The 12,521-nt window shown below is 73.7% G+C and carries 10 protein-coding genes and 3 pseudogenes; 7 read left to right on the forward strand and 6 right to left on the reverse strand.

The genetic code is table 11. The annotated features are described in order from the left end of the window. A pseudogene (locus ACFYMP_RS12920) lies at window positions 1-249 on the forward strand (hypothetical protein); the annotation flags it as partial. 144 nt (window positions 250-393) lie between these two features. Here ACFYMP_RS12920 and ACFYMP_RS12925 read toward each other — a convergent pair. Together ACFYMP_RS12925 and ACFYMP_RS12930 are read right to left on the reverse strand one after the other, a co-directional pair. Then, window positions 394-1,140: an SAM-dependent methyltransferase gene (locus ACFYMP_RS12925; RefSeq protein WP_388855190.1), complete on the reverse strand. Its 747-nt coding sequence runs from the start codon at window positions 1,138-1,140 to the stop codon at window positions 394-396. Between the two features lie 212 nt (window positions 1,141-1,352). Then, window positions 1,353-2,405: a zinc-binding dehydrogenase gene (locus ACFYMP_RS12930; RefSeq protein WP_388855193.1), complete on the reverse strand. Its 1,053-nt coding sequence runs from the start codon at window positions 2,403-2,405 to the stop codon at window positions 1,353-1,355. Window positions 2,406-2,542: 137 nt separating this feature from the next. On the opposite strand from ACFYMP_RS12930, the gene ACFYMP_RS12935 reads away from it, so the two are divergent. Next, complete coding sequence (locus ACFYMP_RS12935; protein ID WP_388855996.1) at window positions 2,543-3,142, forward strand: TetR/AcrR family transcriptional regulator; 600 nt, start codon at window positions 2,543-2,545, stop codon at window positions 3,140-3,142. 113 nt (window positions 3,143-3,255) lie between these two features. Here the strand turns inward: ACFYMP_RS12935 and ACFYMP_RS12940 are convergent, their stop codons facing one another. Continuing rightward, window positions 3,256-4,068 (reverse strand): MBL fold metallo-hydrolase, encoded by an 813-nt coding sequence (locus tag ACFYMP_RS12940; RefSeq protein WP_388855196.1) that lies wholly within the window; start codon window positions 4,066-4,068, stop codon window positions 3,256-3,258. Between the two features lie 166 nt (window positions 4,069-4,234). Between ACFYMP_RS12940 and ACFYMP_RS12945 the strand changes: the two genes are divergently transcribed. Beyond that, entirely contained in the window at window positions 4,235-4,669 is a 435-nt protein-coding gene (locus ACFYMP_RS12945; protein ID WP_388855199.1) for a hypothetical protein, read from the forward strand. 13 nt (window positions 4,670-4,682) lie between these two features. Continuing rightward, window positions 4,683-7,136 carry a tetratricopeptide repeat protein gene (locus tag ACFYMP_RS12950; protein ID WP_388855202.1) on the forward strand — a complete coding sequence of 818 codons (2,454 nt, stop codon included), beginning with the start codon at window positions 4,683-4,685 and terminating at the stop codon, window positions 7,134-7,136. Between the two features lie 56 nt (window positions 7,137-7,192). Here ACFYMP_RS12950 and ACFYMP_RS12955 read toward each other — a convergent pair. After that, window positions 7,193-7,678, reverse strand: a pseudogene (locus ACFYMP_RS12955) (ArsR family transcriptional regulator); the annotation flags it as partial. 35 nt (window positions 7,679-7,713) lie between these two features. Between ACFYMP_RS12955 and ACFYMP_RS12960 the strand changes: the two are divergent. Continuing rightward, window positions 7,714-7,887, forward strand: a pseudogene (locus ACFYMP_RS12960) (peptide deformylase); the annotation flags it as partial. Window positions 7,888-8,025: 138 nt separating this feature from the next. On the opposite strand, the gene ACFYMP_RS12965 reads toward ACFYMP_RS12960, so the two are convergent. Then, window positions 8,026-8,439: a MerR family transcriptional regulator gene (locus ACFYMP_RS12965; protein WP_388855999.1), complete on the reverse strand. Its 414-nt coding sequence runs from the start codon at window positions 8,437-8,439 to the stop codon at window positions 8,026-8,028. 393 nt (window positions 8,440-8,832) lie between these two features. Here ACFYMP_RS12965 and ACFYMP_RS12970 point away from each other — a divergent pair, with 393 nt between their 5' ends. Continuing rightward, window positions 8,833-10,347 carry a SulP family inorganic anion transporter gene (locus ACFYMP_RS12970; protein ID WP_388855204.1) on the forward strand — a complete coding sequence of 505 codons (1,515 nt, stop codon included), beginning with the start codon at window positions 8,833-8,835 and terminating at the stop codon, window positions 10,345-10,347. Window positions 10,348-10,680: 333 nt separating this feature from the next. Here ACFYMP_RS12970 and ACFYMP_RS12975 read toward each other — a convergent pair whose 3' ends face one another. Then, complete coding sequence (locus ACFYMP_RS12975; protein WP_388855207.1) at window positions 10,681-11,268, reverse strand: TetR family transcriptional regulator; 588 nt, start codon at window positions 11,266-11,268, stop codon at window positions 10,681-10,683. 134 nt (window positions 11,269-11,402) lie between these two features. On the opposite strand from ACFYMP_RS12975, the gene ACFYMP_RS12980 reads away from it, so the two are divergent. Then, a complete protein-coding gene (locus ACFYMP_RS12980) occupies window positions 11,403-12,473 on the forward strand; it encodes an NAD(P)-dependent alcohol dehydrogenase (protein ID WP_388855210.1) in 1,071 nt (356 codons plus the stop codon). The last annotated feature ends 48 nt before the right edge of the window (window positions 12,474-12,521 follow it).

Here is a 12,521-nt window from a genome sequence, read left to right on the forward strand (position 1 = left end):
CGCACCGCCCTCACCACCAACCTCCCCGAACCCATGCACCGCCCCGCCGCCGTCCTCACCCACCGCCTCCGCACCGGACTCCCACCCCTCCCCCACCCACAACCCCGACCCACCCCGCACACCACACCCCCACCCACACCCCTCCGCACCACCGGCTGGACCAACAGCTGCGACACCTGCGAACGCGCCCTCCCCAACAACGCCCCCCAATGCCGGGACTGCGCGAGAGGCGCCCGTCCCCGGGCGTAGCGCCCCGCCGCCTCGAAGCCCCCCTCCGAGTCCGCGCCGAACCCCCGCGGACCCGCGTGCGGCTGACGGACACGGGCCGCCCCGCGAGTCCGCACCCGTGCGGGTCCGGGCAGCACGCCGCCCGGACCCGCACCGGCCGGAGTGTCAGCGGCTCATCAGCGCGAAGACTCCCCAGCCGAGGTACTCCCGGGTGTACCGCGCGTAGCCGACGGGCCCGGTGGAGAGTTCGGCCCGCACCTCGGCGGCCAGCTCGTCATCGGGGTTACGGTCCAGCCAGCGGCGGAGGTTGAGCCACTGCGCCGCCTGGTACCGGTCCCAGCTGTCCTGATCGGCCAGCACCATCTCCACGACGTCGTAACCGAGGTCGCCGAAGTGCCCGATCAGCTCCGGCAGCGTCCGGAAGTCGTCCTCGCTGCCGGCGTGGCAGCCCTCGACGACTTCCCGGGTCGGCGGGGTCCGCCGCCAGTACGGCTCGCCGATCAGCATGAGGCCACCCGGGCGGAGGCTGCGGCCCAGCAGTCCGACGGTCCCGGCCACGCCGCCCCCGATCCAGGTCGCGCCGACGCACGCGGCGAGATCGACCGGCGTGTCCGCGACATAGCCTGCGGCGTCGCCGTGGACGAAGCCGACCTGATCGGCGACTCCGAGTTCGGCGGCACGGGCTCGGGCCTTCTCGGTGAACACGGTGCTGATGTCCACCCCCGTCCCCGTGACACGGTGGTCACGCGCCCAGGTGCACAGCATCTCGCCCGTTCCGCTGGCGAGGTCGAGCGCCCGCGTGCCGGGGGCAAGACGGAGCGCACGGCCCAGTACGGCGAGCTTGTCAGCGGTGATGGGGTTGTGGACGCGGTGGCTGCTTTCGCGAAGGGTCCAGATGCGTCGAAGATCCACAGGAGGGGTTCCTTAGTCCGATGAGGTCCTGTCGTGTTCGGAGGGCGGCCGCCCGCAGTCGGCCACCACTTGCCTGAACCGTCATCTCATCCACCCCGCCCGGACGCGTCGATCTTGGACCCGGCACAACCTAGAGCCCTCGCGAGCGACGCGTCCACCGGTTTAGGGCGGCGCCGCCGAGGGCGGCCGGGCCGGTGCCGGGCCCCTCGCGCTCAGGGACGCAGGACGATCTTCCCCACGTGGTCCCTGCGGGCGAGGCGTTCCTGTGCCCGGGGGGCCTCCTCCAGGGGGTACGTCCCGGCGATCACCGGCTGGACCGCGGCCTCGCGCGCCAGGTCCATGAGGAGCCCGAAGTGCGTGGGCGTGTGCATCGCGGAGCCGATCACCTGGGCGTTGTGCAGGTAGAGACGGCGTACGTCGAAAGCCACGCCGTACCCGCCGAGCGCACCGGCCACGACCCAGCGGCCGCCCTCGCGCAGCCACGGCAGCCCGTCGCTCAGCAGGTCCCCGGCGACGACGTCGAGTACGACGTCGACGCCCCCGGGGGCGGCGGCGCGCACCTGCTCACCGAGGTCCTTCGCCCGGTCGAGGACCTCGTGGGCGCCCGCCTCGCGCACCGCGTCGGTCTTCGGCCCGCTGCTGATCGCGAGCACCTTCGCGCCGCGCGCACGGGCGATCTGCACCAGCGCGACACCGACCCCGCCGGAGGCCCCCGAGACGAGAACGGTCTCCCCCTCCCGCAGCCCGCCCCGCTCGATCATGCCGAGCGCGGTGCCGTAGGCGGTCGGCAGGGTCGCGAGCTGGTCGTCCGTGAGCGGGGAGTCCGTCACGTCGTGCGCGCGGTTCGCCCCGGCGGTCACGAACTCGGCGTAGCCGCCGTCGCGTTCGCTCCCCATGAGGCCCACCGGACGCGCGTCCGGTCCCTCGGAGTCGTAGATCGCCGGGTCGACGACCACGCGGCGGCCGAGGAGAGCGTCGTCCACCCCGGCGCCGACCGCCACGACGCGGCCGGACACGTCGGCGCCCTGGACGCGCGGGAAGTCGAGCGGGCCGCGCCAGCCGGACAGCGCCTCCGGGTCCCCCGGACGGCCGTAGGCGCCCTCGCGGGTCCACAGGTCGGTGTTGTTCAGCGCCACGGCGCCGACCCGGACCAGCACCTCGCCCGCCTGCGGGACGGGCACCGCCACCTCCGCCGGCTCCAGGACCTCGGGGCCCCCGTGCCGGGTGATCCGCATCGCGCGCATGGTCTGGGGCAGACCCGTCATCCTTCGACCTCCTCATAGGTACACTGATCGGTGAACTCCAGCCACCGTACACCGATCTGTGAAGGAACGCCGAGATGCGGGGAGACCCCACGGGAGAGACCACGTTCCAGGAGGCCGGGGGGCCGGACACGCGGCCGATGACACCGGCCGGCCGCCGTATCGTCGCGGCCGCCGAAGAGCTGTTCTACCAGCGCGGCATCACGGCGGTCGGCGTGGACCTCATCGCCGAGCACTCGGGCGTGACCAAGCGGACCCTGTACAACCGGTTCGGCTCGAAGGACCACCTCGTCGCCGTCTACCTCGCGGAACGCGACCAGCGCTGGCGGTCCCTCGTGCGCGCCCGCGTCGACGCCTGCGCGGACCCCGTCGAGGCCGTCACCGCGCCCTTCGACGCGCTGCGGACCTGGAACGAGACGAACACGCGCGGCTGCGCGTTCATCAACGCGCTGGCCGAACTCCCCGACCCCGCGCACCCCGCGCACCGCGTCGCCGCGCACCAGAAGCTGTGGCTGCGCGACCTCTTCGAGGAACTCGCCACCGAGGCGGGCCTCCCGGACCCCGGCACCCTCGCGGCCCGCCTCCTCGTCCTGCACGAGGGCGCCCTCGCCACGCAGCCCCTCCCGCTCGACACCTTGCCGGCCGCCACCGGACTGGCCCGAGCGCTGGTACGGGCGGACGCGGCGGGCGGCGGGCGGCGGGCGGCGGGGGAAGGGCGGCCGGGCAGGGGGGGCGGGTGAGCGTGGGCGGGTGAGCGTCGGCCGGTGAGCGTGGGCCGGTGAGCGTCGGCCGGTGTCGCGGCCCCGGCTCGGCTCGGCTCGGCTCGGCTCGGCTCGGCTCGGCTCGGCTCGGCTCAGCCGATCGTGAAGCTCGCACCGGGCGCCGCGTAGTCGACGGGGCCCCCGAACCGGGAGGAAGCGCGGGCGACCGCCCGCTCCGGCGAGAGGAACCGCCCCACGTGCGTGACGATCAGCCGTCCCGCCCCGGCCGTACGCGCGGTGTCACCCGTGTCCTCCGGCGTGTGGTGGACCCGCTCCTCCCCGCCCGCCGGGGCCTCGGCGCTCTCGGCCTCGCACAGCAGGGCGTCGCAGCCCTCGGCCAGGCCCGACAGGCCGGGGCAGGGGGCCGAGTCACCGGAGTACACCAGGGACCGGCCGCCCGCGGTCCTGGTGTCGGCCGGGAGCCCCGCGGGTGTCCCCGTCTCGACGCGCAGGGCGAAGGCGGGCATGCCGTGCGCCACCGCGGCGCTGGTCAGCGTGAGCCCCCCGGCCCGCACGCGGTGGCCGTCGTACAACTCCTCGACGGCGAAGGCGGACTCGACGGGACTGCGACTGGCGCCGTTGGTGAGGAAGTGGGCCAGGCGGTCCGCGATCCCCGGCGGGCCGTACAGCGGGACGGGGGCGGGAAGCCTGATGTCGGCGTACAGCGCGGCGTAGTAGGCGGTGAGCAGGTCCGCGCTGTGGTCGGCGTGCAGGTGCGAGACCCAGATCGCGTCCAACTCGTCCAGCCGCGTGTGGCGTTGGAGCTGGGCCAGCGTCCCGCTGCCCGCGTCCACCCACACGCGGGCACCGCCCCCGGACACCAGATAGCCGGAACAGGGGTTGTCCACGAGCGCGTACGGCGTCGCGCTGCCCAGAACGGTGAGACGGAGCGGGTCGCTGGTCATCCGGGGAGAGTAGAACAACTGGCGGACCGGCGCGCGCCGTTACCGCCCCGGACCGCGCACACCCGCTCGGCCCGGCCGGCCCGCCCCGTCCGCGGCTCCCGGCGCCCCCGGCCCGGTGGGCCAGTAATCTGGTCGGCACGATCCGGCGGCGACGGGGGGGCACACCATGCTGATGGACGCGTTCATCGCGGCGGCGCAGGCGGGCGGCCTGGCTGTGGCCGGGGCGGCCGGGACGGACGCCTGGACCACCGTGCGCACGAAGGCCGCCCGGTTGCTGGGACGGGGTGAACAGCAGGGCGAGGAACAGGCGTTGGCACGCCTGGACGCGACGCTCTCCGCACTGGAGGCGGCGGCGCCAGGGGACGAGGCGGCACACGCGCGGACCGCGCAGAGCGCCGCGTGGCAGACCCGTTTCGAGGCGCTGCTCGAAGGCACGCCGGAGGCCGGCCGTGAACAACTCGCTTCCGAACTGGAGGCGTTGAAGGCCGAGGCCGACCGCGCGGCGGACTTTGGCACGGTGCGCAACGACTTCCGCCACGCCACCTTCCGGGGCCCGGTCCAGGGCAGCGGGCACCAGACGATCAACTACTACCAGCGGTAAGCCGATCAAGGCCGTGGGAAGGGACAGCGGGAGCGGGAGCACGGGCAAGAGGGCCGGGAAGAAGACCGGGAAGAAGACCGGTCCGAAGGGGGGCGCGAAGCCCAAGGGCGGTGCGCAGCCGCCGGGCGGCGCGGAGCGGGCCAGGAACCGGCCCGCCGTGTCGAACGACTTCCGGGAGGGCCGGTTCGCCGGCCCCGCGCAGGGCTCGGGCGTGCAGAAGATCTCGTACGTGGAGCGGTACGCACCTGTGCCGACGGCGCTCGACGCCGTACCGGGGCTCCCGCCCGAGTTCACCGGCCGGGACGTGGAACGCGGCGCGCTGCTGGACCTGCTGGACCCGGAACGCGAGCAGCGGGAGACCGCGCCGGCGGTCGCGGTGATCGCGGGACCGCCGGGCGTCGGGAAGACGACTCTGGCCTACGCGGTGGCACACGCCGCGCAGGACCGGAAGTGGTTCACCGGGGTCATGCTGGTCGACCTGCGCGGCTACGACCCGCGCCCGGCCCGCGCCGGGGACGTCCTGGACGCCCTGCTGCGCTCGCTCGGCGTCCGCCCGAAGCACATCCCGCCCGAGGAGGCCGACCGCGCCGCCCTCTACCGTTCACAGCTCAAATCCCGTACCGGCGCAGGGGAACGGCTGCTCGTCATCGCGGACAACGCGTCCTCGGTGGAGCAGACGAGGCCGCTGCTGCCGCCGGACCACCACCACGCGCTCCTCGTCACGTCCCGCAGCGTCCTGCCCGGCATCGGCCGCCAGCGCCCGCTGGACCTCCTGTCCCCCGGGGCGGCGACCACCCTGCTCGACGCGGCGCTGCGCCAGGCCGACCCCGAGGACAGCCGGGTCGCGGACGACCGGGAGGCGGCGCTCCGTGTGGCCCGCGCCTGCGGTCACCTGCCCCTCGCCCTCCAGATCACGGCCGCGCTGCTGATCACCGACCCCGGACAGCCCCTGGCCGAGCGCGCGGAACGGCTGAGCGGTGCGGAGGACCGGCTCGACGGCCTGGACGACGGCGAACGCAGCGTCCGCGCGACCTTCGACCAGTCCCTCCAGAGCCTGCTCCCCCAACAGGCCGACCTCTTCCGCCGGTTGTCCCTGAACCCGGGCCCCGACATCTCGACCAGGGCGGCCGCCCTCCTCAACGACACCCCGGAACCCGTCACCGAACGCCTCCTGAGCCGCCTCGCCACGGCCCATCTGGTGGCACGCGGCGAGGTGCGGGGCCGCTGGCAGATGCACGACCTGCTGCGCGACTACGCGGCGGACCGGGCGCGGGCGGCGACGCGGACGTCCCGGCCGACCCGACGCCGGTACGAACAGGCGCTCGCGCGGCTGAGGGAGTACTACGCGCGAACGGCGGAGGCGGCGACCACGCACGTGCCGGGAAACGGCATCGTCCCGGACCCCGGGTTCGCCGACTGGGACGAGGCGATGAGCTGGCTCGACGCGGAGCGCTCGAATCTGCTGGCGCTCGCCCTCTCGGAGGAAAGCGGCACCGCGCTGGTGGTGAACCGCTCGTGTTTCGCCCTGATGCCCTACCTGGCCTGGCAGCGCCGCTTCGAGGAAGCGGTCGCGGTGTCCGCCAGGGCGCTCGACATCTGCCGGGCCACGGGAGACCACAACGAAGCCATCGCCTGGAACAACTTCGGCCTCGCCCTCCAGGACCTGCGCCGCTACGACGAGGCCCTCGCCGCCCACACCACCGCACGCGACCTCCACCACCAGCACAACGTCCCTCAAAGCGAAGCCATCGCCCTGAACAGCCTCGGCCTGGCCCTCCAGGCACTGCGCCGCTACGACGAGGCACTCGCCGCCCACACCACCGCACGCGACCTCCACCACCAGCACAACGACCCCCACAGCGAAGCCAACACCTGGGTCAGCCTCGGCATCACCCTCCAGGCACTGCGCCGCTACGAAGAGGCCCTCGCCGCCCACACCACCGCACGCGACCTCCACCACCAGCACAACGACCCCCACAGCGAAGCCATCGCCTGGAACAACCTCGGCACCGTTCTCCAGAAACTGCGCCGCTACGACGAGGCCCTCGCCGCCCACACCACCGCACTCGACCTCTACCGCGGGCACAAGGACCCCCACCGCGAAGCCATCGCCTGGAACAACCTCGGCACCGTTCGCCGCGACAAGGGCGACCACGCCGAAGCCGTCGCGGCCGGAACCAGATCCGCCGCCGCCTTCGCCGGCCTCAACGACCCCTACCGCGAGGGCGAGGCCCTGAAGGAACTGGCCACCACCCTCGCCGCCGCGGGCCGCCCGCGCCCCGAGACCCGCGACACCTGGCTGCGATCGGCGGCCGCCTACGGGCGCGCCACCGCGGCCGAGAAGGAAGCCGCCGCATCCCTCGCCGAGGCGGACAGGCTCAGCGAAAGCGAGGGGGAGCGGGAAGGGGGGCCGGATCAGGCGGGCCCGGAGGACGGCGAGCCGGACGCGGAGCCCGGCGCCTCCTGAGCCGGCCGCTCCCGGCCCTCCCGGCCCCCGCTCCCCCCACCGTCGGCGCCCCGCCCCGGCTCCCCGTCCACGAGCGGGAACATCCGGACCACCGCCGCGACCGGCGCGCTTCCCGCCGGGCGGGTCTCCGGACGCGTCTCGCGCTCGCGGTACCCGGCCAGCAACCTCCTGACGGACGCGGCGAGTCCGGTCAGTTCCTCGGGGGTCAGGTGCAGTACGGCGCTGAAGGACTCGTCCCGTCGCCACGCACGCGGCGCCCGGTCGCGCCCGGCCCGCCACCGGTCGTAGCTCTCGTCCTCCAAGGCGCGCGACAGCCCGGCGAAGCCCCCGGGGAGCCCGCGCCCCCAGTCGTCCGGCCCCCCGCCCCCGGACTCCGCGCCCGTCCCCGGCTCCCAGCGCAGCCGGCACGGCCGGGCCTTGCCGCCCGAGTGCGGTGCCTCCTCGATCAGGCCGTGCCGGGCGAGCTGACGCAGATGGAAGGAGCACAGGCCGCTGCTGTGCCCGAGGCGGGCGGCGGCCTGGGTGGACGTGAGGGTGCCCACCTCGGCGACTGGAAGGGCGAACCGCCGGCGATCGAGGGCACGGCTACTTCGCGCGCTGCCTCCAGCACGAGACCGACCACCTGGGCGGGCGCCTCTACCTCGACCGGCTCTCCCAGCGCGAACGCCGTTCCGCGCTGCGGGAGATGGCCGAGTCACAGGACGAGGTACTGGCCCGCCGCGCCGCCCTGGCCCGCGAACTGGGCAAGTGACCGGTCCCGCCACCTCCCGGCCGTGGGCACGCGACCGGTCCCGTTCCCCTTGGGCCTGGGCACGTGACCGGACCGGGCCTGGGCACGTGACCGGGCCGATCCCGCTACCGGGCCGGTCCCGCTACCGGGCCGGTCCCGCTACCCCTCGGCCAGTCGCGCGCGCAGCGTCGCGGCGAAGTCCTCGGCGCGGCTCAGCTGGACGCGGAGCTTCCCGACCTGCTCCGTCGCCGCCCGCTCGTACGCGCGCACCCGCTCCAGCAGGGCGTCACGGGAAGGCCCCTCCCGCTTGGCGTCCTCCTCGCCGCCGGCGTCCCGGTCCAGGCGGTCCGTCGCGTCCAGCAGGTCGCGCATCTGGTCCAGGGTGAAGCCCAGCGGTTTCATCCGGCGGATCACCATGAGACGCGCGACGTCCGCCTCCGTGTACAGGCGGAAGCCGCCCTGGGAACGGGCGCTCGGGATGACGAGGCCGGTCTCCTCGTAGTGCCGGATGGTGCGCAGGGACAGCTCGGTCCGCGCGGCGACCTCACCGATCCGCATGTGCTTGCCGTCCACGCCGTCCACGCTCACCGATCCTCCGCACTCAGACTCGCGCCCCGTCCCGCACCACCGCACCGCCCTCCCGATCGTCCCGGCGAGGGGGTGCTGGGCGTCACGGCGCAGACGATGATCCCTACCCTAACGTTAGGGTAGAGTTTCCCCGGCACGCGCCGCCCCAGCAGGAGCGCGCGCACCGCGCGCACCGCGCCAGAGCCGACGCGGGCCTCGGCGCGACCCCGATTCTCGCAGGTCCGGCAGTGGGCCCCGCGGTTCTCCCCGAGGCGAGGGGGCAGGTGCCCGAGCGGCCCATGGCCGCGTCCCCGCCCCGACTCCCCTCTCCCCCGCGCTCCCTCCCCTCCCCGCTCAGCCCCTCCCGGGGCGTGCCCGTACGACTCAGGTGGCTGTCCCGTGTTCCCTTCCGCCGACTCCCCCTCGCCCGCAGCCGTCCGGCTGCGGGCGCTGCGTCCCGACTGGCTGGCCGATCCCCGGGTGTGGCGGACGGAGGTGCTGGCAGGTCTGGTGGTCGCCCTCGCGCTGATCCCGGAGGCGATCTCCTTCTCGATCATCGCGGGCGTCGATCCGGAGACCGGGCTGTTCGCCTCGTTCACCATGGCCGTGACCATCTCCGTGGTCGGCGGACGGCGGGCGATGATCTCGGCGGCCACCGGCGCGGTCGCCCTGGTGGTCGCTCCCCTGAACCGGGAGCACGGTTTCGGCTACCTCGTCGCGACCGTCGTCCTCGCCGGGGTCTTCCAGATCCTGCTGGGCGCTCTCGGCGTCGCGAAGCTCATGCGCTTCGTGCCGCGCTCGGTCATGGTCGGCTTCGTCAACTCCCTCGCCATCCTGATCTTCCTGGCGCAGGTGCCGCAGATGCGCGACGTGCCGTGGCCGGTCTACCCGCTGATCCTCGCGGGTCTCGCCCTGCTCGTGTTCTTCCCCCGGATCACCACGGTGGTCCCGGCCCCGCTCGTGTCCATCGCCGTCCTCACCGCGCTGACCGTGGCCGCCGGCATCGCCGTACCGACGGTGGGCGACGAGGGCGCGCTGCCCTCCTCGCTGCCGGTTCCCGGGCTCCCCGACGTGCCGTTCACGACGGACACCCTCACGACGATCGCCCCGTACGCGCTCGCGATGGCGCTGGTCGGGCTGATGGAGTCGCTGATGACCGCGAAACTCGTCGACGAGATCACCGGCACCCGTTCCTCCAAGACCCGGGAGTCGGTCGGTCAGGGCATCGCCAACATCGTCACGGGGTTCTTCGGCGGGATGGGCGGCTGCGCCATGATCGGCCAGACCATGATCAACGTGAAGGTGTCGGGGGCCCGCACCCGCCTGTCGACCTTCCTGGCGGGGGCCTTCCTGATGGTGCTGTGCGTCGTCTTCGGGCCGGTCGTCTCCGACATCCCGATGGCCGCCCTGGTCGCCGTCATGGTGATGGTGGCCTTCGGCACCTTCGACTGGCACTCGATCGCGCCGAAGACGCTGCGCCGGATGCCGCTCGGCGAGATCGCCGTCATGGTGATCACGGTCGTGGTCGTCGTCGCGACCTCCAACCTGGCCATCGGCGTCGTGGTCGGCTCGGTCACCGCCATGACCGTGTTCGCCCGGCGCGTCGCCCACCTCACCCGCGTCACCTCCGTCACCGGCCCCGACGGCACCACCGTCGTGCACCACGTGACCGGCGAACTCTTCTTCGCCTCCTCCAACGAGCTGGTCGGACAGTTCGACTACGCGAGGGCACCGGAACACGTCGTCATCGACCTGCACGAGGCACACGTGTGGGACGCCTCCTCCGTCGCGGCCCTGGACGCCGTCGAGGCCAAGTACCGGGAGCGCGGCAGCACGGTCGAGATCGTCGGACTGAACCCGGCCAGCGCCGAACTGCACGGAAAGCTGAGCGGAGAACTCACCGGCGGGCACTGAGACGAGGCCACCGGGCGCTGAGACCCCGCCACCGGCGCGCCCGGCGGCGGGGTCTCGGTGCCTGCTCGCGTGCGGTGCGGGCACTCGCCGGACAGCGGGCAGGAGGAGACCTCACGCCTCGGGCCTCCTCCCTCAGACCTGGCGCTGTGCGGCCTCTCGGCGGTGAGCGCCTCGGTGCGCGTCGGCCTGGGGCCCGAGTGAGCCGCCTTCGGGCCGCTCCGGTGGAGTCGTCGCCCTTCTCGCGCCGCCGCTCCCGCGCGCCGCGCGGACCGTACCGGCGTTCCCGGGTCCCCCCAGGCCGCCCACCACAGCGCCCCGGCGCGATCTACTCCCTCACCCGGCCGCCACCGCGCGTCGCACGCTCTCGCGGAGCAGGGTGCGGCGCTGTTCGTGGACCTCGGGCGGTTCGTCGGCGGTCGCCGCGTAGACATTGCTCACCGGGGACCAGGCCATCGACATCGCGACCACCATCGCCTTCAGGTCGAAGGGGTCGCCCCGGCGCACCAGACCGGCCTCCTGCGCCTCGGCGATGGCACGGAGTTTGGGGTCGTCGATGCGCTCGTGGTCCTCCACCAGATGGCCGGCCGAGCGGCGTTCCAGGCGGGCCCAGGTGGCGAGGCGGATGAGGTCGGGGCGGCGCAGGTACTCGTCGTACAGGCGCACGGCCCAGTCCGCGAGGTCGCTCGCGTCGATCGGGACGGCGTTGGTGATCCGCTCCAGCGAGTCGAAGAAGATCGCGTCGAAGAGGCCGTCCTTGCTGCCGAAGTACGCGTAGAGCTGCGCCTTGTTCGTACGGGCGGCCGCCACGATGCGCTCGATCCGCGCACCGGCGATCCCGAACTCCGCGAACTCCCGGGTCGCCACGTCGATGATGCGCTGGTACGTCACCGCTCCGCGCGAGGTCAAGGGCTGTTGCGCCATACCGGGAGACTACCAAACAGAACGGTTGGTTTGCCTGACCACCCGTCGCCCCTTACGCTCGGACACGGAAAGAAATAGACCGAACAGTCTGTCTGAACGGCGGGAGTCCGCCGGTCACCGTGAGGGAGAAACACATGAGGACCACCGTGGGATGGAAGGCGGAGGGCCGGCCGGCCGCACTGCGACGGGAGGCGCTGGAGCGGCGCGAGCTGCGCCCGGACGACCTCGCGGTCCGCGTCGACTACTGCGGCGTCTGCCACTCCGACCTGCGCGCGCTCGACACCCGGTCCGCCGAGGGCGACCCGCCCCTGGTGCCGGGCCACGAGTTCACCGGCACCGTGACCGGCACCGGCCCGGAGGTCACCCGTTTCCGCGCCGGCGACCCGGTGGCGGTCGGCAACATCGTCGACTCCTGCGGCACCTGCCCCATGTGCCGGGCCGGTCAGGAGAACTTCTGCCACAGCTTCCCGACCCTGACCTACGGCGGCACCGACCGGCAGGACGGGACGACCACGCTGGGCGGCTACGCGCGCGAGTACGTCGTACGGGAACGGTTCGCCCACGCCCTGCCCGCCGGGCTCGACCCGGCCGCCGCCGCTCCCCTGCTGTGCGCCGGGATCACCGTCTGGGAACCCCTGCGCGCCCTCGGCGTGGGACCCGGCAGCCGCGTCGCCGTGGCGGGGCTGGGGGGTCTGGGGCACCTCGCGGTGAAGCTGGCCGTCGCCCTCGGCGCCGAGACCTCCGTCATCAGCCGTACCCCGGACAAGGCCGAGGACGCCCGGCGCCTGGGCGCCCACGAACTGCTGCTCTCCAGCGACCCGGAACAGATGGCCGCCGCCCGCGACCGCTTCGACGTCCTCGTCGACACCATCTCCGCGCCGCACGAGATCGGCCCCTACCTGCGCCTCGTCGCGACGGACGGGACGCTCAGCCACCTCGGGCACCTCGGCCCCCTCACCGTGGAGGCCATGGACCTGCTCGTGGGCCGCAAGAAGCTCAGCAGCGCGGGCAGCGGCGGCCTGCCCGCGACCACCGCGCTCCTGGAGTTCTGCGCCGAGCACGGCATCACCGCGGACATCGAACTACTGCCCTCGGCCCAGGTCAACGAGGCCCTGGACCGCCTGCGCCGCAACGACGTCCGCTACCGCTTCGTCCTCGACATGTCCGACCTGGACACCCCGGACGCCCCGGACGCCTCCGCGTAACCGCACAAAAAAACTCCGGGCCCTGCCCCCGTCCACGAAGGACGGGGG

It is taken from the genome of Streptomyces sp. NPDC007088, from assembly GCF_042869355.1.
In the GTDB taxonomy this organism is placed as follows: Bacteria; Actinomycetota; Actinomycetes; order Streptomycetales; family Streptomycetaceae; genus Streptomyces.

Coding starts and splice junctions, on each gene's coding strand:
- ACFYMP_RS12930 (WP_388855193.1), bottom strand. CDS start 2,405: ATGACGGGTCTGCCCCAGACCATGCGCGCGATGCGGATCACCCGGCAC.
- ACFYMP_RS12935 (WP_388855996.1), top strand. CDS start 2,543: ATGACACCGGCCGGCCGCCGTATCGTCGCGGCCGCCGAAGAGCTGTTC.
- ACFYMP_RS12940 (WP_388855196.1), bottom strand. CDS start 4,068: ATGACCAGCGACCCGCTCCGTCTCACCGTTCTGGGCAGCGCGACGCCG.
- ACFYMP_RS12945 (WP_388855199.1), top strand. CDS start 4,235: ATGCTGATGGACGCGTTCATCGCGGCGGCGCAGGCGGGCGGCCTGGCT.
- ACFYMP_RS12975 (WP_388855207.1), bottom strand. CDS start 11,268: ATGGCGCAACAGCCCTTGACCTCGCGCGGAGCGGTGACGTACCAGCGC.
- ACFYMP_RS12980 (WP_388855210.1), top strand. CDS start 11,403: ATGAGGACCACCGTGGGATGGAAGGCGGAGGGCCGGCCGGCCGCACTG.